Genomic DNA, 20,007 nt, shown 5'->3' with positions numbered 1-20,007 from the left:
TACTCTAGTAACTTGTACCTTGAATGTTATGCTCAGCAGCAGAGAATTCATAATCTGTTACCTATTCCCCTAGGAGCGGCTTGCTGGTTACTGTATAATACAACCCTTTTCAGTAAATGAGGAACACAGGAAAACCTTAAACTGTAAAAAATGGTTTATCTTCTGATTGATCTAGATAACACGCTACTGAGAACGGAAATTTTTCTAGAATTAATCTGTTTGTCTTTGAGTGAGCTTCTAATTCAACTCTTCACAACAAGAAGCTTCAATTGTGCTCAGATCAAAAGAAAATTAGCTACCTGTGCCGATCTAGACATTGCCACATTACCCTATAACCCGGAAGTTATTCAGTATATCCAAGACTGGAAAGCCAAAGGGGGTAAGGTGGTTCTCATCGCCGCCACTGATCAACTCATTGCTGAAAGGATTGCTGCCCATTTGGGACTCTTTGATGAGGTTTATGGTTCTGATGGCCAGCTTAATTTGAAGGGAGAAAACAAGGCAAGGTTTATCCGAGAGCGTTTTGGTGAGAAAAATTTTATCTACATGGGGGATTCTGAGGCGGATTTACCTGTGTGGGCAGTTGCAGCCAAGGCAATCACCGTCAATGCCTCTCCTCAGCTACGCCAAAAGGTCGAGCAAATCAATCCGAATGGCGAACATCTAGGGAGCGCAAAACGAAGCATTCAACCCTACTTGAAAGAAATTCGGCCTCATCAGTGGGTGAAAAATGTTTTGGTCTTTGTGCCGATGCTTGCAGGGCATCAGTTTAATTTGCCCACTTTTTGGATTTCGCTGGTGGCAGCGATTGCTTTTAGTCTGACGGCGTCCAGTGTCTATGTCTTAAATGATCTTTTAGATTTGCAGGCCGATCGCGCCCATCCCCGCAAGCGTCATCGTCCCTTGGCGGCTGGAGATATTCCCCTCTCCCACGGGATAGGGCTGATTTTGATCCTCCTTAGCGCTGGCATGGCGATCGCCACCACCATTAGTTCGTCATTTCTGGGCATTCTCCTCGCCTATTATGGTCTCACAACTGCCTACTCCTTCTACCTAAAGCGGCGGATGATTATTGATATTTGCATCCTTGCTGGCCTTTACACAATTCGCATCTTGGCAGGTGCAGTTGCCACAGGGATTGCCCTCAGTGTGTGGCTTTTAGCTTTCTCCATCTTTTTCTTCTTTTGTCTAGCAACCGTCAAGCGGCAGGCAGAACTGGTGGATCACTATCACCGCAAACAACTCAAGGCCAGTGGTCGAGGCTACCACGTGGACGATTTGCCGATTATTAGCATGATGGCCATTGGGGCGGGTTATGTCTCAATTTTGGTGCTGGCGCTCTATATTAACTCTCCCCAAGTGCAGCGTCTTTACACAAAACCACAAGTACTCTGGGGCATTTGCTGTGTGCTTCTATACTGGATTACCCGAACCATCATGCTGACCCACCGCGGCTTGATGCCCTATGATCCAATTGTTTATGCAATTAAAGATCGACAAAGTCAAATCTGTTTCTTAATCTGTCTGGTTTGCTTTATCTTAGGTGGAGTTTTTTGACATCCTCCCCCCGCTAAAGCAGGGGGATTCCCAAAATCACTTTTGAGACTTTCTGCTTCTTCGCAGTTGCCCTCCAGACGTATGTCTATCAGGTCTTACACCCGCTCCACAGACTGTAACCGTGTGTCCCACGGCCAAAATATTCCCAGCGGCATTTATATCCCGGTCATGGTGCGCCCCACACTTAGGACAGTCCCATTCTCGGACGCTCAATGGCAACCGCTCAACAATGTGACCACACTGTCCACAGCGTTTAGAACTGGGAAACCATCGGTCAATCTTCACCAGTGTCCGACCATACCACTGGGCCTTGTATTCCAATTGCCGTACCAGTTCACCCCATCCAGCATCACTGATGGATCGAGCAAGCTGACGGTTCTTGACCATGTTTTTCACAGCCAACGACTCGATTACGATCGTTTGGTTTTCACGTATCAATCGAGTCGTCAACTGGTGCAAATGGTCTTTTCTGGAATCAGAGATTTTCTGGTGAATCTTGGCAACTTTCAACCGCGCCTTATCCCAATTGCGAGAGCCTTTTTGTTTGCGACTCAAAGACCGCTGCACCTTACGGAGTCGTTTGTAGTAGCGGTTAAAGTGCTTGGGGTTGGCAATCTTTTCCCCTGTACTCAGGGTAATGAGACTGCTCATCCCTACGTCCAAACCAACCGACGGGTCGACGGGCTGCAGTGTCAAATCTCTGGGGTCATCAAACCTCAGACTGATGTACCACTGTCCAGCAGGGTTAAGCCTGATGGTCACCGTGGATGGTTCAACACCATCTGGAAGCCGTCTCGACCAGAGAATATTCGGCGGTTCGTTGCACTTTGCCAAGAATACTTTTCCGTCTTTCCACCTAAAAGCAGACTTGGTGAATTCTGCGCTACCGCCATTGCGTTTCTTTTTGAAGTTGGGATATTTTGCCCGACCTGCAAAAAAGTTAGTGAAAGCAGATTGCAGATGTCTCAATGCCTGCTGCAAGGGAACACAGCTAACCTCATTCAAAAACTGAAGGTCATCTTGCTTCTTCCACTGAGTAAGCAAGGCAGAGGTTTGAACGTAGTCAAGTCTCTCTTTTCGTTCATACCAGGCTTCTGTTCTCGCTGCCAGTGCTCGATTATAAACCAACCGAACACAGCCCAATGTTCTCCGAAGCAGGGATTCCTGCTCGGTCGTTGGGTAGAAGCGGTAACTGAAAGCCTTTTGCATACTTTAAATTATACTCGTTATTCTGTAAATAGCGCAACTGTACTTAGAAGTTACATACTGCCGCTCCTATCCCTCCCCTCCCTAAAGGAAGGGGTCTCTCGGAGGTAAAGATGACTTTACAAACCCTAATTATTCGCTACACCGCCTTTGCAGTGATTGCTACATTTATCAATTTATTTTGTCAGAGTTTAATATTAATTATTGATAATAGCTTCCCTTATTTTGTGACTGCAGTAGCAGTGGGTACGCTCGTGGGTTTGGTCGTGAAATACCATCTGGATAAGCGATGGATTTTCTTTGATCATAAAAAGGGCGTGCATCACTATAGCCGTCAATTTGGTCTGTATGCTGCGATGGGAATTTTTACAACCGTCATTTTTTGGGGATTTGAAACCGTATTTTGGTTGATTTGGCAAAGCCATTTCATGCGGGAAATTGGCGCCATGATTGGTTTAGCCATTGGCTACGGGGTCAAATATCAGTTGGATAAACGATATGTCTTCTCCAATGACGCCTAGAAGTTCTCTCAAAAGGCTCTGCGGCTGGGGACGGTATCCTGTGCAGACCTGTTCTGTTTATTGCCCGCGCTCAGAATCCGAGATTATCCAGCTTCTCAACAGTGGTTTGCCGCTCATTGCCCGTGGAAATGGCCGTGCCTACGGCGATAGCGCCCTCAATAGCGAAGCAACACTGCAAATGAGCCACTTCAATCGCCTATTGGGGTTTAATCCGCAAACCGGTCAATTGATTGCTGAGGCAGGGGTTCTGCTGGCAGAGATTCTAGAGATTTTTGTGCCTCGCGGTTGGTTTCCCTTGATTACCCCTGGTACAAAGTTCGTTACGGTGGGGGGCATGATTGCCGCCGATGTTCATGGAAAAAACCACCACAAGGAGGGCAGTTTTGTTCAGAGTTTAGACTGGCTGGATCTCCTAACGAGCGGGGGGCAAATTTATCGCTGCTCCCCTTCAGAACATCGAGATTTGTTTTACTGGACGGTGGGGGGAATGGGCTTGACGGGGGTGATCCTCAGGGCAGCCTTTCGATTGCGCCCTATTGACACTGCTTGGATTCGCCAAACCACCCATATTGCCAGGAATTTAGCTGAGGCGGTTGATCTCTTTGAGGCTGCGCAGGAGGTGACCTACGCCGTGGCTTGGATTGATTGTTTAGCGGCTGGTTCTGAGTTGGGGCGCTCTGTGGTGATGCTAGGGGAACACGCGACACGGGAAGAGCTGCCAAGCCAATATCGGCACAGCCCATTGCGGACGCCACGACGACACCAGTTCTCGATTCCCGTGGATTTTCCCAATGGTGCCTTGAATTCATTAACTGTGCGTGCCTTTAATCAACTGTATTTCCTCAATAGTCAAGGCAAAGCTGGCCAGTCCTTCGTGGATTGGGAGACTTTTTTCTATCCTCTTGATAGTCTCTTGGGATGGAATCGCATCTATGGGCGGCGTGGTTTTGTCCAGTTCCAATGCGTCTTGCCCCTGAGCACTGCCCGCGCAGGTTTATCGGCGTTACTGCATTGCACGTCAGCCGCAGGAGCGGGGTCATTTCTCGGTGTTTTGAAGAAGTTGGGAGATCAACAGGGGTATTTTTCATTTCCGATGGCGGGTTATACCCTGGCCTTGGACTTTCCAATGTCCCAAGGCACCCTCAAGGTTTTGGATCAACTGGAGGAGATCACCCTAGAGTATGGGGGTCGCTTTTACCTCGCCAAGGATAGCCATCTTACTCCGATGCGCCTGCGCCGGTCCGATTGTCGGGTAGAAACGTTTCTAAAAGTCAGGGATGCCCACCACTGGACGGTGCACTTTGCTTCGGAACAGTCGAGGAGGTTACATCTTTGACATCCTCCCCCCGCTAAAGCAGGGGGATTCCCAAAATCACTTTTGAGACTTTCTGCTTCTTCGCAGTTGCCCTCTAGACGTATGCCTATCAGGTCTTACACCCGCTCCACAGACTGTAACCGTGTGTCCCACGGCCAAAATATTCCCAGCGGCATTTATATCCCGATCATGGTGCGCCCCACACTTAGGACAGTCCCATTCTCGGACGCTCAATGGCAACCGCTCAACAATGTGACCACACTGTCCACAGCGTTTAGAACTGGGAAACCATCGGTCAATCTTCACCAGTGTCCGACCATACCACTGGGCCTTGTATTCCAATTGCCGTACCAGTTCACCCCATCCAGCATCACTGATGGATCGAGCAAGCTGACGGTTCTTGACCATGTTTTTCACAGCCAACGACTCGATTACGATCGTTTGGTTTTCACGTATCAATCGAGTCGTCAACTGGTGCAAATGGTCTTTTCTGGAATCAGAGATTTTCTGGTGAATCTTGGCAACTTTCAACCGCGCCTTATCCCAATTGCGAGAGCCTTTTTGTTTGCGACTCAAAGACCGCTGCGCCTTACGGAGTCGTTTGTAGTAGCGGTTAAAGTGCTTGGGGTTGGCAATCTTTTCCCCTGTACTCAGGGTAATGAGACTGCTCATCCCTACGTCCAAACCAACCGACGGGTCGACGGGCTGCAGTGTCAAATCTCTGGGGTCATCAAACCTCAGACTGATGTACCACTGTCCAGCAGGGTTAAGCCTGATGGTCACGGTGGATGGTTCAACACCATCTGGAAGCCGTCTCGACCAGCGAATATTCAGCGGTTCGTTGCACTTTGCCAAGAATACTTTTCCGTCTTTCCACCTAAAAGCAGACTTGGTGAATTCTGCGCTACCGCCATTACGTTTCTTTTTGAAGTTGGGATATTTCGCCCGACCTGCAAAAAAGTTAGTGAAAGCAGATTGCAGATGTCTCAATGCCTGCTGCAAGGGGACAGAGCTAACCTCATTCAAAAACTGGAGGTCATCTTGCTTCTTCCACTTAGTAAGCAAGGCAGAGGTTTGAACGTAGTCAAGTCTCTCTTTTCGTTCATACCAGGCTTCTGTTCTGGCTGCCAGTGCTCGATTATAAACCAACCGAACACAGCCCAATGTTCTCCGAAGCAGGGATTCCTGCTCGGTCGTTGGGTAGAAGCGGTAACTGAAAGCCTTTTGCATGCTTTAAATTATAGCGATTATTCTGTGAGTAACACAACTATACTTGGCAGTCACAGACTGCCGCTCCTATCCCTCCCCTCCCTAAAGGAAGGGGTCTCTCGGAGGTAAAGATGACGGCTCCTGTCCTGATTTTGGGGGCCACTTCCGATATTGGGCGGGCGATCGCCCATCAGTTTGCGGCTCAGGGCTATCCAATTCAATTGGCTGCACGGCAGGTGAGCCGCCTAGAGCCAGATAAAGCCGATTTGGAAATACGCTATGGTGTGGCCGTCAGTATCCATGAATTCGATGTCTTGGCCGTGGAGACCCATGCAGCCTTTATCCAGCAACTTCCAGAGCAACCGGCGATGGTGATCTGCGTTGTTGGTTTCATGCCAGACCAAAAAGCATGTGAGCAAGATTTATCCCTTGCCCTTGAAGTGATGCGCACCAATTATGAAGGCCCAGCGGTTATTTTAAGTCTCTTTGCCAATCTGTTTGAGCAGCGGGGCTGGGGGACATTAGTGGGGATTTCCTCTGTAGCCGGGGAACGGGGGCGGGCAAGTAATTACTTCTATGGATCTGCGAAAGCTGGCTTCACAGCATTTTTGTCGGGATTGCGGCATCGCCTTGCCAAATCGGGAGTACAGGTCTTAACGGTTTTGCCCGGCTATGTGAAGACGCGGATGACCGAAGGGATGAAATTGCCCCCCCAACTCACGGCAGAGCCAAAGGAAGTGGCCAAGGCCATCTTCACAGCTATAGAAAAAAAGAAGGACGTCATCTATGTGCGACCCCCTTGGCGCTGGATTATGGCAGTGATTCGTTGGATTCCTGAACCGTTATTTAAGCGACTGTCTCTGTGAACTGCCGATGGCTGGCTGCATTACATTGCTGACGGATTTTGGTTACCGGGATGTCTATGGGGGGGTGATGAAGGGGGTCATTGTCAGTATTTGCCCCCAAGCTCAGGTGATTGACCTATGCCATGAAATTCCACCCCAGGATTGCCGCACCGCCAGTTTTCAACTGCTGCAAGCGGTGCCCTATTTTCCCCCTGAAACGGTGCACATCGTGGTGGTGGATCCAGGGGTGGGCACAAGTCGGCGGGCGATCGCCCTCGATTTGGAGGTTGGCTACTGCATTGGTCCAGATAATGGGGTCTTTAGCCAAGTGTGCGATCGCTATCCTCCCCGGCGCGTCATTGAGCTCACCCAACCGCAATTTTGGCGCACCGCCAGTCCCAGTTTGACCTTCCATGGGCGGGACATCTTTGCCCCCGTGGCTGCCCATTTAGCCGCAGGAACGGATTTTACTCTCCTTGGTTGTGCCATTGACCCAGACAGTTTGGTGCGCTTGCCCCATCTCACCTATGAGATGACCCCCCAAGGCGTCCAAGGCTGGATTCAAGCCATTGATCACTTTGGTAATGTGATTACGACGCTCCCTGGGCATTTGTTGGCTAAGGGCTATCACCAGATCCGCATTCAGGGGCAGCAGATTTCCCTCGTCCACACCTATGGCGATGCCCCACCTCAACATCTGATTGCCTTGGTAGGTAGTCATGGGTTTATTGAGCTAGCGGTGAATGGTGGCAGTGCCCACTCCCTCCTAGGCTGCCAGAATGGCGATGCCCTGTGGCTAGTTTGAGGGGGCATTGCTCAGGACTGTTTTGGAGGCAATGCGCGTGCGCTTCAGGGCAGATGCACTGAGGGTCGATTGTTGCTGTAGCTCTTGGGCAGAGGCTTCAAGGACTTTGGCTGCTTCCGTATCCCCCAGTTGGAGAGCAGTTTTGGCCGCACTTTGAAGAAAGGTAGCAGCGCCAGCGGTGTCCCCCGATTGCAGCTTCGTTTCCGCCAGCTTGGTTTTGCGGTATTTTTCGAGGATGAGAATGCTTGGTTGGACCTCTGGATCGACTTGGGGCAGGTGCTCTGGTTCTGCGGTGAGCGTCAGGGGAACCCTCTCAGAGAAAAGGCCTGTGGACTGTTGCACTGGGTCATCGTAGCGGACTTGGACAAAGCCAATGGGGTGAGGTCCCGGTGGCAAGGGCTGGGTCGTTAGGGTAATGAGGAGTGTCCGTCTGATGGTTGCTGAGACATCACCCACGCGAATCACATACTCGTGGGGATGGGGGTTTTCGTAGGTGAGTTCAATCGTGTCGGGCGCAACTTGGTGCACGGGTTTGAAGTTCCCCAGTTGAGCGACTTCACTCAAGGTGAGTAGGACATGGGCATTGGTGTAGTCCACACTGCTGATGTGGCTAAAGAGGGATTGAAAACAGGCGATCGCCTGCTCAGCATATTCAATAAACACGAGCCGTCCGCCAGCGGCATCGGCAATTTGTTCGAGGACATCTTGGTTCCAGTGGACGCCAAATCCTAGGGCATTCAAAGTAATGTTATACTCCGCAGCTAGCTTAGCCAACTCAAGGCAACGCTGGTTGTCACCGTGTTCATTTTCACCGTCTGTGAGCAGAAAGATTTGGGAAATCGTACCCTGCTTGCCCGCGGCAATCTCCTTCAAGCCTAGTTTCATCCCTTCATCAATGGCGGTTCCACCCCCCGGTTCGAGGGTGGCAATCTGGGCTTTAATGGCCTCCTTGTCCCAGACCGTCTGGTTGGGCACCAGAACCTTCGCTTTGTGATCAAAGGCAATGACACTCAGGCGATCGCTCGGCAATAACCGATCCACTAGGGACGCCGCTGCCTGTTTTACCATTGCCAATGGCTGCCATGCCATTGACCCACTGTGATCCAAAATCAAGCAGAGATTTAGCGGAGCGCGCTGTTGTTGCCGCTGTGCCCTTAGGGTCAGCTCTAGTTGGCGCTGTGCCCCTTGTCCGGCACTGACAATGGGATCGCTGAGCTTGGCAATGAGTTCAACTGTCATCGTTGTAAAGTGGTTCTTTTTGAGCCTACTCTACCATTTTGGCGAAAAGACCAACGACGGGCTTAAGTGATGATGCTCAGTTGGGAGGCTCCGGCTACTTTGGTGACCTCAATGCGGGTTTGAAAGGCTTCCTTGAGGGCAGGAACGTGGGTAATGGCGAGAATGCAGTGAAATTCGGGGGCGATCGCGTTCAAGGCGGCAATCAGCCGTTCACAACCCTGGGCATCTTGGGTACCGAACCCCTCATCAATAATGAGAAACTGGACATCACTCCCCGATCGCTGGGCCAATAGTCGTGCTAAGGCTAAGCGCAAAGCAAAATTGATGCGAAAGGCTTCCCCCCCGGAATAGCTTTCGTAGGGACGAGTCCCTTGGCAATCGGCAATGAGAATATCAAGGGTTTCAATGGGCTTGGTGTCGGCTCCACTGCGACGGCGGCTGCGCTGGGTAATGAACTGCACATGGAGTTGGTGGTTGCTGAGGCGACCCAGGATATGATTGGTTTCTGCCTCTAGATGGGGCAAGACGGTTTCAATGAGCAGGGCGGGAATGCCATTTTTGCCTAAGGCTTGGGCTAGCTCGCAGTAGAGGCGGTATTGATGACGGAGGTGGGCGAGGGTTTGCTGTCCCTGTTCGTATTCTTGTCTTAGGCGGTGGAGTTGCTCTAATTCGGCGCTGAGTTTGCCATGGTGGGCAAGGGTGGCCTCGAGGGTCTGCTGTTGCTTAAGGAGGTGTTGTTGCTGTTGATGGAGATCGGCGGCAAGGCGGCTGGCGGCGCGAGCAGTTTCTTCAAGGGTGGCGAGTTTCTCAGTGATGCGTTGCAGTTGGGCCTGTTGTTGCTGCAGCGTTTCCTCTAGGTGCTCGAGATCTTGGCGGAGTTGGGGTTGGCGCGATCGCCCCCGTTGCAGGGTCTCATAGGCCTCATAGTCCGCTGCCAGTGCAGCCAGTTGGGCCTGAATTTGGGCATGGCGGTCTGGATCGTAGGCTAAGGCGGCCAATTGCTGGTCAATCCTGGCCAAGGTCTGGGCGAGGGGGGAAGTGGTTTCAAGGGCGTTGAGCTGCCGTTGCAGTGCCTCCTGTTGGGCGATCAAGTTGGGCAGGTGTTGCTGAATTTGCTGGTATTGCCGTTGGGCTTGGCGGAGTTCCTGTTCCTTGGCTTCGGCCCAACGCCACTTTTCCACTTGGCCGCGGGCGATCGCCAGCGTTTTCTCGTCATAGTTGAGGCGTGCCAGTTCCGCCTCAATCGCTTGCAGTTCCCCTAGGCTTTCCTGATGGCCGTTCCTGAGCTGTCCCTCAATCTGCTGAATTTCCCTGGCTAGGCGATCCAGTTGCGGTTCTAACTCTTGGGTGCTCTGGAGTTGCTGCTGGAGTTGCCCCCGCTGCTCAAACAGTTGCGTCAGTTGCGAGATCTCATAGCCCACCGTTAGATATTCCCGCCGTAAAACTTGAATTTCGCGCTCGGTCACTGCCAGTTGCTCGCGGATGACCCACACCTGATTCAGCAGTTCCTCTTTTTCGGCGATATGGCGTTGCCGGACAGCCTGGTAGTGCTCGCGATCGAGGGGACGTTGACACAGGGGGCAAATGGCTCCCGGTTGATTCAGCAGTTCTAAGCGCTGCTCCAGTTGATGAATTTGCCGCTCATACTCCCGCTGGCGAGTTTGCAGTTGTTCGAGGAAGCGGCGGCGCTCCAGTCCCTTTTCCCGCACATGGTCTTGATAGATACGCTGTTTTTCAAGGGTGGCAATCTGCGCTGTAATCAGGGTCACTGCCTCTTGGAGAGCGGGTTGCCGCTCTATCTGTTGATGGAGATGCTGCCACAACTGCTGCAATTCATCGCGCCGGCTGCGGAGGCGTTGTTCCTGCTGTTGCCGTTCCAGTTCGAGGCGCTGTTTGGCTTGCAGGAGGGGAAAGACTTTTTGTTGCAGCGCTTCTTGGGCTTGGAGATGAGCGCGGGCTCGCTGTAACTGTTCAAAAGCAGCGACAATCTGATTTTCTTGCTTGAGGAGCTTTTCCAACTGCTGGCATTGTTCCAGAAGAAATTGCTGCTGGCTCTCCAACCCATGGAGGGTGCGCAGAAGGTCTTGGCGCTGTTGGTCAAGGCTCTGCTGGTGGCGATCGCGCTCTTGGCGCAGCTGTTGATAGTTAGCAAAACACTGCTGCAATTGAGCTTCCGCCGTTTTCAGGCTCTGCCATTGGCTGACGGCGGCTGCCAAGAGGGGGGCACGGGCTTCCAAATCCGCAATAGCGGCCTGTTCTTGGCGCAGGGTCTGGCGCTGGTGCTCCAGATGGGCGATCGTTGCCGCAAGGGTATCGCGCTGCTGTTGCAAGTGTTCATAGTCCCGCTGTTGGAGTTGATGGATCTGGTAGGCGGCCTGTTGCGCTTGGAGTCGTTGTTGGCACTGCTGTACCTGCTGCCGTTGCTGTTGAATCTGCTGGCTTACCGCTGCCTGTTGGGTACGCAGGTGGGGCTCTTGGGCCAATTGATTGGCGAGGGTCTGCAGCCGCTGTTCCAGAACACTGATTTGGGCTTTGTAGTCACGGGCGCGATCGCGGGCCGCTTCCGCTAGGGTCTCGTATTGATCCAAACCCAGAAGGGTGGCCAGCAGTTGCTTGCGCTCACTGGCGCGTTTGGCCATAAATTCATCGGCGCGGCCTTGGCGCAAATAGGCGCTGTTGACGAAGGTGGCGTAGTCAAGGCCAAGAATTTGAATGATTTTTTCCTGTGTTGCTCGTAGCGATCGCCCCGTTAGCGAGGTATAGCCCACAGCCGTCTGAATCTGCAACTCCAAAACCGTATGTTGTTCCCGTCGCCGCAACCGTACTACCCGATAGGTCTGCCCTTGGACGCTAAACTCAAAGGTTACCTGGGCTTCCATTTCGCCGTAGTAGATCACATCATCCTCACGGCTAGCGCGGCTTTGCCCCCAGAGTGCCCAAGCGATCGCCTCAAGGAGCGAGGACTTGCCCGCCCCATTGGCACCACAAATACAGGCCAGATGTAACCCCGCAAAGGGAAGAGTTGCTTGGCGATAGCTGAGGAAGTTGCGCAATACTAGTTGACGTGGAATCATAGGGCACCACACCCTTGACACAGTTTAGGGCATTCTATGGGGAAGAATGGGCTACCCGTGAGCGTGTGCCTAAAATTAACAAGATCAGGGTCACAACCACTTTCCAACCCACTCTAACCCTCCAACCGCTGCAATTGACAGCCCAGGACCATCACCGTTTCCTAGAACTTGGGTTGCTGAGTGCAGATGACCCCATTGAGCTTTCGGGGGGAGCTGGTTGGAATGGCGGCCAATGAAGAGAGTTCACGAAAGCTGTCGGCGGCGATTGTTGCGAATTTTACCGAAGGTTGTGGGGGATTCTGCTACACTTCAGTGCCAGTCAACTATATACTATTGCTTCTGCTTGTGAGCGAGAACTGGATGGGGCGATGGTCAAGCATCGGGAAGATGACTATGCCTTGGCCTCTCCTGCGGACACACTTTTTGTGATGGCGGTGGCAGAGTCATCCCTAAAGCACAATCGCAGATGAAACTATCTCGTTATGCTGCAGCCAAGGTTCCCTATGGCTGGCTGTTCAAGGTCAGCGATCGCCCGCTGGAAGTCTATAGTGAACCTGCTAAAATTACATCGAGCCAGTTTAGCTATCTCAGCAAAAGAAGTCTTCCGACCAATGGCCTTGGGCAATTGCCGCAGCTCTCCGAACAAGTCCTTGAGTTTGCTGCCGTCTTCCCAAGTCCTTCAAATAATCAGCGGACCCCCTAGGCTTTGACGCCTGTGGGATTCAAGTCATAGGCTGCTGAAGCAGTCCATGACCAAACCTGTAACCGCCTCTAGTCAGTTCCACAAGTATACCCTGCGGGTTCCCCTTACTTTCTGTCTGGTCGTTTGCGTTTTTCAGCCAATTTAGGCTTGCCTTTCCTTTAGCACTGTCTGGCCTAAAGTCCGCTGAGGGCTTTTGCACCTTCCACTGAAGCGACTGTTGTGAGCATATTCAACTCTTGCCAAAAGCGCCGTCAGTTTTATGAGGGTCATGTTCTGAAGGATGGAGCATGGATCACTCTTGTCTTACTATGGGATTTATAAGCGGTGATAGAAGAAGATTCCATCGTGGCTTTTGTCCTCTTGAGCCTCTACTACACCTGTCAAACGGGCTGTAAAAGAGGTAGAGTACTTTCCTACAGTAGCCCTCGTATTTTTTGAGCCTCTGCCGTCGCTGTGAAATCGTCTGTCAATGTAACTCCTCCAAAGGAAATGTAAAACCTCGACTCAAGGGCGATCGCAACTTGAATTCTGAAAAAAATTATGGTTTGCTAAAGATAGACACTCATTCATTACAAGTTTGCTGTCAGGCTTTGGCAATCTTTGATTGAATCGCCAATGAATAGACGGTACTTGATCATTGAAAAGGTAGGTTAAAATGGGACGCAAACCAGTAGAACCCTTGACAGGTGCTGCTTTATTAGAGAAGTACAAACAACTGGAACATCTCAGCCACGAAGAAAAAGCAAAGGCCTGTGGCTACTACACCGTGACCAAAACCGGCAAGGAGCGGATCAGCAAATTGAAGTTTAATAAGGCGCTTCTTGAAGCCTTAGGCGTCAATCTTGACAGTAAGTCAGGTCGCGGTGGTAAGCGGGGGGGGCGCAGTGCCAGTTATCGAATTACGGTACAAGCCAATGGCAATTTGCTCATTGGTTCAGCCTATACTAAGCAAATGAATCTCAAACCGGGGGATGAATTTGAAATTACCCTTGGCCGTAAGCACATTCACTTAAAACAAGTCAGCAGGAATGGTCAGCCCATAGATGATGACGAGTGATGTGAGGACATGCCTAACGACATATCTAATCTGAGGTATTCGGTACGCCAAAGCCACCACCACCAGGGGTACAAATGCGCAGGCGATCGCCCGCTTGGACATTGATGGTGGCGGTTCCTGGCAAGGGATGGGGAATTTGGCCAAGTTTCAGCCATTGATTTTCACCAACTGCACCGCACTCACCACCCGCCAGTCCAAAAGGGGGGATTTTCCGCGATTGGCTGAGCAGGCTGACGGTCATGGGTTCACGAAACTCAAGGACACGAATGACCCCATCTCCCCCCGGCTGCTGCCCTTTGCCACCACTGCCTCGGCGACGGCAAAACTCCCAAACAATCACGGGGTAGCGGCTTTCTAGCACTTCGACATCAGTGAGCCGAGAGTTGGTCATGTGGGTTTGCACAGCACTGGCTCCGGCAAATGTGGCTCCTGCCCCAGCGCCACCACAGAGGGTTTCGTAGTATTGATAGCGATCGCTACCAAAGCTGAGGTTGTTCATCGTTCCCTGAGCCGCCGCCATAATACCGAGGGCACCGTAGAGGGCATTGGCCAGAGTTTGCGAAGTTTCCACATTCCCAGCCACCACCGCCGCCGGAAACGTTGGGTTTAACAGGCAGCCTTCCGGCACCCGCAGCTCAATGGGCCGCAGACAGCCAGCATTGAGGGGAATATCCTCCTGCACCAGTGTCCGCAGGACGTACAGGACTGCCGCCTTGGTAATGGCGAGGGGGGCATTGAAGTTATCGGGGGTTTGCTGAGAGGTTCCCTCAAAATCGAGGCAAGCTGTACCTTGAGGGGTATCAATCGTGATTTGCACCTGAATTTGGCTGCCGTTGTCCATGGCAACGCAAAAGCGGCCCCCTGGGAGCGATCGCAGGCATTGGCGCACACATTCGGCGGCATTGGCCTGGCTAAATTCCATGTAGGCAGCGACTACCTCGCGACCATAGCGATCGCACAAGGCAATCAGTTCTTGGGCCCCTCGCTGGTTAGCGGCAATTTGCGCTTGCAAATCGGCGATATTCTGTTCGGGATAGCGGGCTGGCCAAGGCCCTTGGGTTAATAGCTGATAAATGGCCTCCCCTTGAAACTCCCCGCCATCTACCAGCAGCACATTGTCAAAGAGAATCCCCTCTTGGCGGACATCGGTACTATTGGCAGGCATTGATCCGGGACTAATGCCCCCAATGTCAGCATGGTGCCCCCGTGAAGCGACAAAGAAGGCAGGTTGCGCCTCCCCTTGAAGAAAGACGGGCGTAATCACGGTAATGTCCGGTAGATGGGTACCACCGCGATAGGGATTATTTGTGGCAAAAACTTGACCCGGACGGAGGGCGTTGTTTTTCTCTGCCAGGAGTGCCTTGACACTTTCGCTCATTGACCCCAGATGCACCGGGATATGGGGCGCATTGGCCACAAGGTTGCCGGCGCCGTCAAAGAGAGCACAGGAAAAATCCAACCGTTCTTTGATATTCACCGAGGCACTGGTCTGCTGGAGTGTGACCCCCATTTGCTCAGCAATGGCCCCAAACAGCTGCTGAAAAATGGCCAACTGTACGGGATCGGCAACCGTAGGAGCAATCGGCTTGGGTGTTGCTTCTAAGGTCTGGAGTGGACGCAGCCACAGCCCCCCTTGCTCATCCACGTTGGCCTGCCAGCCCGCCTCAACCACATTGGTGCCCGTAGGATCTAAGATCAGGGCCACCCCGGCAATGACCTGATGGGCCGGCAGGCGATCGCGCTCATAGACTGGTGCTTGGTGCCACTGGCCTTTGCTGTAAACCGGTACATGGTCAAGGGGAATGAGTTCGCCGGTCCTTGCAGGTACGGTGACGGTTGGCATTGCTTGAAAGGCAACAGCCTCAACAGCAATTTGACCCACCCGCAGCGATCGCCCCCGTAAATTGAACCCATAGCGATCGCGATGAGCTTGGGCAAAGGACGCTACCATCGTGTCTTGATCTGACCAAGGCACCCACAGGGTGGTATCGGTGCCGATATAGCCTAGGCCAATGCGCACTTGACTTTGAATTTGCGAGGGATCAACCCCTTGGGCAACCAGTTCAGCCACCGCCTGAGACTTGAGGTGCTCAATTTGTTCCTGGAGTTCAGCCAGCCCATCGGAGATCAAGGGTTGTTCAATCGTCTGCTCCTTGAGCACCCGCAACTCCGCCTGACCGATGCCGTAGGCTGAGAGCACCCCCGCGTAGGGGTGAATATACACTTGCGGCATGCCCAGGGCTTCAGCAATTAAACAGGCATGTTGCCCCCCGGCACCGCCGAAACAGCAGAGGGTGTACTCGCGCACATCATGCCCCTGCGCCAGGGAAATTTTCTTAATTGCCTGTGCCATCCTATTCACGGCCACCTCAATAAAACCAGCGGCCACATCGGCAACACTGCGGGTATCCCCCGTGCTCCTGTAGATTTCTTGGCGCAGTTGAGCAAATTGCTGTTCGACGCTGTCGCGATCCAAGGGCTGTTGACCATCGGCCCCAAAAACAGCAGGGAAATAGGCAGGCTGAATTTTCCCCAACAGGAGATTGGCATCGGTAATTGTCAGGGGGCCACCACGACGATAGGCCGCCGGTCCGGGATTAGCGCCCGCAGACTCTGGCCCCACTTGGTAGCAACCCTGATCAAACCGCAAAATGGAGCCCCCACCGGCTGCCACCGTATGCACTGCCAAGAGGGGCGATCGCAACCGCACACCCGCAATCGTGGTTTCCTGCCACCGCTCATACTCTGGCCAAGGGGCATCAGAATTGTGACGATAGTGGCAGACATCGGTGGAGGTCCCCCCCATATCTAAACCAATTAGCCGCTCAATCCCTGCCGCTAAAGCGGTACGCACCACCCCCACCATCCCCCCCGCCGGTCCTGAAAGCAGACTATCCTTACCGCGAAAGCAAGAAGCCGCCACCACACCGCCATTGGACTGCATACAGTAAAGGGGAATCTCCCCCAGCTCCGCCTGCACCCCCTGAAGATAGCGATCCAGTACCGGCGACAAATAGGCATCGACAACCGTCGTATCACCGCGGCTCACCAGCTTAATGAGGCCACTCACCTTATGGGAAGCGGACACTTGGGTAAAGCCCATTTCCCTTGCCAAGGCTGCCACCTGTTGCTCATGCTCGGGGTAACGGTAGCCATGGACGAAGACAATGGCACAACTGCGGATACCTTGGTCATAGACCGCCGCCAGTTGCGGTTTCAGCGCCGCCAAATCAAGGGGGACGAGAATTTCCCCTTGGGCACTGACCCGCTCTTTGACTTCAATGACCTTGGTGTAAAGAGGCGGCGGTTGCTCAATGGCAAGGGCAAAGAGATCGGGGCGGTTTTGGTAGCCAATGGCTAGCGCATCCCCGAACCCTTGGGTAATGAGTAGAACCGTTGGCTCCCCTTTGCGCTCCAAAAGAGCATTGGTGGCCACCGTTGTCCCCAGTTTTACGATTTCAACGGCTTCACTGGGAATCGGTGCATCCGCTGCCAACCCCATGAGGGTACGAATGCCCGCTACCGCCGCATCGCGATACTGTTCTGGATTTTCCGAGAGCAGCTTGTGGACCACTATGTGGCCATCAGGGCGGCGGGCGACGATATCCGTAAACGTGCCACCGCGATCGATCCAAAATTGCCATTTACCTTGGACCTGATGAGTGCTCATTGAGGGTGATACTATCAGCGCTGCCAGCCGCAGAGAAACTCCCTAATGAAAGATGGAGGGGTTGAGATCACCACTGGTGGGCCTTCCCTCACTGTGAAAGCCATTGATCGTTTCCCCTTGGAGTCGTTGGTGATGCTGGCGAATCAGTTGAATCGTGCGGCTGACTTCCGCTGGAAAGATCACCACTAAGGATCCTTTGGGAGCGCGATCGAGGGCAAATTGAATCGCTGCCACCTCGTCATGGATGATGTCGTATTGCCGCTGGACACTGTGGTGATGTACCCCCCGCTCAATCCAATAGGCGGCATCGCCCCGAGGCCGGCCACGGGTATCATCATCTTCCTTAATGATGATCCAATCAAAAATTTTCGCCGAGAGTTCCCCCAGTTGCTCCAAGTCTTGATCGCGGCGATCGCCTGGTCCGCCAACGACACCAATGCGCTGCCCTGGCCATTTCTGGACAAATTCACCAATGGCTTCATACCCTGCTGGATTGTGGGCATAGTCCACCAAGACACTAAATTGCCCCAAATCAAAGAGGTTCATCCGACCGGGGGTTTGCTCCACCGAGGTTCGGAAGGTGGTCAAGGCGGCGCGAATATGCTCAATACTGATGCCTTGGGCAAAGGCCGCTAGACTGGCAGCGAGGGCATTGGCAATCATAAAGCTTGCTCGAGCGCCAAGGGTAATGGGCACATTTTCTGCCTGCTCAATGCGCAGTGTCCAGTCCCCTTTCAAAATTGAGAGGTAGCCATTTTCATAAACAGCGGCGAGTCCCCCCTGCTGGATGTGCTGCCGAATGATGGGATTGTGGGGATCCATCGAGAAATAGGCCACTTGAGCTTTGACTTGGCGTGCCATTGCCGCCACTAGGGGATCATCGGCATTCAACACAGCGTAGCCATTTGGCCAAGCAGATTCCACCACCACTGCCTTTAAGTCCGCCAACTGCTCAACGGTGTCAATATCGCCAAGGCCAAGGTGATCAGCCTGCACATTGAGCACCACCCCGACATCACAATGGTCAAAGCCCAAGCCGGAGCGGAGAATCCCACCTCGCGCCGTTTCGAGAACGGCGATCTCAACGGTGGGGTCCTGCAGGATCAGTTGGGCACTTTGGGGGCCGGTGGTGTCTCCTTTTTCCACCAGATAATCGCCAATATAGATGCCGTCTGTGGTGGTGTAGCCAACGGTTTGCCCCGTTTGTTTGCAGATATGGGCAATGAGACGGGTGGTGGTGGTTTTGCCATTGGTCCCCGTAATGGCAAAGATCGGGATGCGGCAAGGTGTTCCCGGTGGAAAGAGCATATTCAACACCGGTTCGGCAACATTGCGGGCAATCCCTTGGCTGGGGTTGGTGTGCATGCGAAAGCCAGGAGCGGCATTGACCTCGACAATCACACCGCCAACTTTAGACAGGGGCTGACTAATATCGGGGCTGACAACGTCAATACCAGCAATATCGAGGCCAATGATCCGAGCAGCCCGCTGGCAAATCCAAACATTTTCCGGGTGAATTTCATCAGTGCGATCGATGGCAATGCCACCAGTACTTAGGTTCGCCGTGGCCCGTAGATAACAAATTTCCCCCGGTTGCAAGACCGTATTCAGGGTATAGCCCTGTTTTTCCAGGAGTGTCCAAGTGTCGTGGTTGACTTCAATGCGGGTGAGGATATTATCGTGACCGTCTCCCCGTTGCGGGTCTTGGTTCGTTTTCTCAATGAGTTCTTCGATGGTGGAGTGGCCATCGCCAATCACATGGGCCGGCACCCGTTCAGCAACAGCAACCACTTTGCCATTGACCACTAGAACGCGGAAGTCGCGACCGGCATGATAGCGTTCCACAATGACGGATTTGGAGATGCTGCTGGCAATTTCAAAGGCTTCTTCGGCTGCTTCTAGGCTGTTGATGTCAATCGTAATCCCGCGACCGTGGTTGCCGTTGAGGGGCTTAATGACAATGGGATAGCCACCGATCTCCTCAATGGCCTCGGGGAGGTCTTCAATATAGCGGATGACGGTTCCCTTAGGCACGGGAATTCCCGCATCCTGAAGCAGTCGCTTTGCCCCTTCTTTGTCACTGGCGAGTTCAACTGCCAAGATGCTACTGCGATCGCTCAATGTGGCTTGCATCCGATGACTGCGGGCGCCATAGCCCAATTGAATAATCGAGCGACTGCTCAACTCAAACCAAGGGATGTTGCGGGCTTCGGCTTCGCGGACAATCGCTTCCGTACTCGGGCCAAGGGAGGCTTTTGCTTTCAACTCCCGGAGATCGGCGAGATCCTGATCCAGTTCTTGCTGGGGATAGGTACCCGTATCAATAATACTTTGGCACAGTCGCACTGCTGCTCGGCCGGCATAGCGGCCCGCTTCTTCCACTTGGTATTCATAGACCACTTGATACACCCCCGGCGTTGAGGTCTCCCGCGTGCGGCCAAAGCCAACGGGCATCCCTGCCAGTTCTTGGAGCTCGAGGGCAACATGTTCAACCACATGACCAAGATACGTACCTTCTCGGAGGCGGGTGAGAAAGCCCCCTTCGTGTCCGAGAGAACAAAAATGATTGTAAAGACTCGGCAAAACCCGCACCAACCCATCCACAAACCCAGAAATCTGATTGGAGGGGGTGTTGGCCACCTCTTCTAGATCTAAACGCATGACAATCAGCTTATGACGCCGAATGCTCCAGTAATTGGGACCCCGCAGCGTTTGTAATTTGAGAATCTTCATAGAAGAGTGGCTTTTTTAAGGACAACCTACCATTTTTAGTTTTGAGGGGAGTGACGCAATAAACTGTATCTTA

General features: G+C 52.8%; 13 protein-coding genes. 7 read left to right on the top strand and 6 right to left on the bottom strand.

What is annotated here, in order from left to right:
* Nucleotides 1-150: 150 nt before the first annotated feature.
* Nucleotides 151-1,557 (top strand): UbiA family prenyltransferase, encoded by a 1,407-nt coding sequence (locus tag TLL_RS11065; RefSeq protein ID WP_011058017.1) that lies wholly within the window; start codon nucleotides 151-153, stop codon nucleotides 1,555-1,557.
* A 36-nt stretch (nucleotides 1,558-1,593) separates the two neighbouring features.
* Here the strand turns inward: TLL_RS11065 and TLL_RS11060 are convergent, their stop codons facing one another.
* Nucleotides 1,594-2,766 carry an RNA-guided endonuclease InsQ/TnpB family protein gene (locus tag TLL_RS11060; protein WP_011058016.1) on the bottom strand — a complete coding sequence of 391 codons (1,173 nt, stop codon included), beginning with the start codon at nucleotides 2,764-2,766 and terminating at the stop codon, nucleotides 1,594-1,596.
* A 110-nt stretch (nucleotides 2,767-2,876) separates the two neighbouring features.
* Here TLL_RS11060 and TLL_RS11055 point away from each other — a divergent pair, with 110 nt between their 5' ends.
* Together TLL_RS11055 and TLL_RS11050 are read left to right on the top strand one after the other, a co-directional pair.
* Complete coding sequence (locus TLL_RS11055) at nucleotides 2,877-3,284, top strand: GtrA family protein (RefSeq protein ID WP_011058015.1); 408 nt, start codon at nucleotides 2,877-2,879, stop codon at nucleotides 3,282-3,284.
* A 40-nt stretch (nucleotides 3,285-3,324) separates the two neighbouring features.
* On the top strand, nucleotides 3,325-4,620 hold the full coding sequence (locus TLL_RS11050; protein WP_197524110.1) for an FAD-binding oxidoreductase: 1,296 nt from the start codon (nucleotides 3,325-3,327) through the stop codon (nucleotides 4,618-4,620).
* A 36-nt stretch (nucleotides 4,621-4,656) separates the two neighbouring features.
* On the opposite strand, the gene TLL_RS11045 is transcribed toward TLL_RS11050, so the two are convergent.
* Nucleotides 4,657-5,829 carry an RNA-guided endonuclease InsQ/TnpB family protein gene (locus TLL_RS11045; protein WP_011058013.1) on the bottom strand — a complete coding sequence of 391 codons (1,173 nt, stop codon included), beginning with the start codon at nucleotides 5,827-5,829 and terminating at the stop codon, nucleotides 4,657-4,659.
* Nucleotides 5,830-5,939: 110 nt separating this feature from the next.
* On the opposite strand from TLL_RS11045, the gene TLL_RS11040 reads away from it, so the two are divergent.
* Complete coding sequence (locus TLL_RS11040; protein WP_011058012.1) at nucleotides 5,940-6,674, top strand: SDR family oxidoreductase; 735 nt, start codon at nucleotides 5,940-5,942, stop codon at nucleotides 6,672-6,674.
* A 7-nt stretch (nucleotides 6,675-6,681) separates the two neighbouring features.
* A complete protein-coding gene (locus tag TLL_RS11035) occupies nucleotides 6,682-7,458 on the top strand; it encodes an SAM hydrolase/SAM-dependent halogenase family protein (RefSeq protein ID WP_011058011.1) in 777 nt (258 codons plus the stop codon).
* Here the strand turns inward: TLL_RS11035 and TLL_RS11030 are convergent.
* A complete protein-coding gene (locus TLL_RS11030; protein ID WP_011058010.1) occupies nucleotides 7,450-8,697 on the bottom strand; it encodes a vWA domain-containing protein in 1,248 nt (415 codons plus the stop codon). The two genes, TLL_RS11035 and TLL_RS11030, sit on opposite strands and share 9 nt — an antisense overlap.
* 62 nt (nucleotides 8,698-8,759) lie before the next feature.
* Nucleotides 8,760-11,771, bottom strand: coding sequence for an AAA family ATPase (locus TLL_RS11025; protein ID WP_011058009.1), 3,012 nt, complete (start codon nucleotides 11,769-11,771; stop codon nucleotides 8,760-8,762).
* A gap of 466 nt (nucleotides 11,772-12,237) precedes the next feature.
* Between TLL_RS11025 and TLL_RS11020 the strand changes: the two genes are divergently transcribed.
* Both TLL_RS11020 and TLL_RS11015 read left to right on the top strand, forming a co-directional pair.
* A complete protein-coding gene (locus TLL_RS11020; RefSeq protein ID WP_011058007.1) occupies nucleotides 12,238-12,474 on the top strand; it encodes a Uma2 family endonuclease in 237 nt (78 codons plus the stop codon).
* 655 nt (nucleotides 12,475-13,129) lie between these two features.
* Nucleotides 13,130-13,531 (top strand): AbrB family transcriptional regulator, encoded by a 402-nt coding sequence (locus TLL_RS11015; RefSeq protein WP_011058006.1) that lies wholly within the window; start codon nucleotides 13,130-13,132, stop codon nucleotides 13,529-13,531.
* 25 nt (nucleotides 13,532-13,556) lie between these two features.
* Here the strand turns inward: TLL_RS11015 and TLL_RS11010 are convergent, their stop codons facing one another.
* Both TLL_RS11010 and cphA read right to left on the bottom strand, forming a co-directional pair.
* On the bottom strand, nucleotides 13,557-17,201 hold the full coding sequence (locus TLL_RS11010) for a hydantoinase B/oxoprolinase family protein (RefSeq protein WP_011058005.1): 3,645 nt from the start codon (nucleotides 17,199-17,201) through the stop codon (nucleotides 13,557-13,559).
* Nucleotides 17,202-17,243: 42 nt separating this feature from the next.
* The gene (gene cphA, locus TLL_RS11005) at nucleotides 17,244-19,934 is read right to left on the bottom strand and encodes a cyanophycin synthetase (protein ID WP_011058004.1); all 2,691 of its coding nucleotides are present in this window, start codon (nucleotides 19,932-19,934) and stop codon (nucleotides 17,244-17,246) included.
* Nucleotides 19,935-20,007: the final 73 nt, after the last annotated feature.

It is taken from the genome of Thermosynechococcus vestitus BP-1 (genome assembly GCF_000011345.1).
Taxonomy (GTDB): Bacteria; Cyanobacteriota; Cyanobacteriia; order Thermosynechococcales; family Thermosynechococcaceae; genus Thermosynechococcus; species Thermosynechococcus vestitus.
The sequence above is the reverse complement of the archived record's forward strand: the minus strand, read 5'-3'. Positions and strand labels throughout refer to the sequence as shown.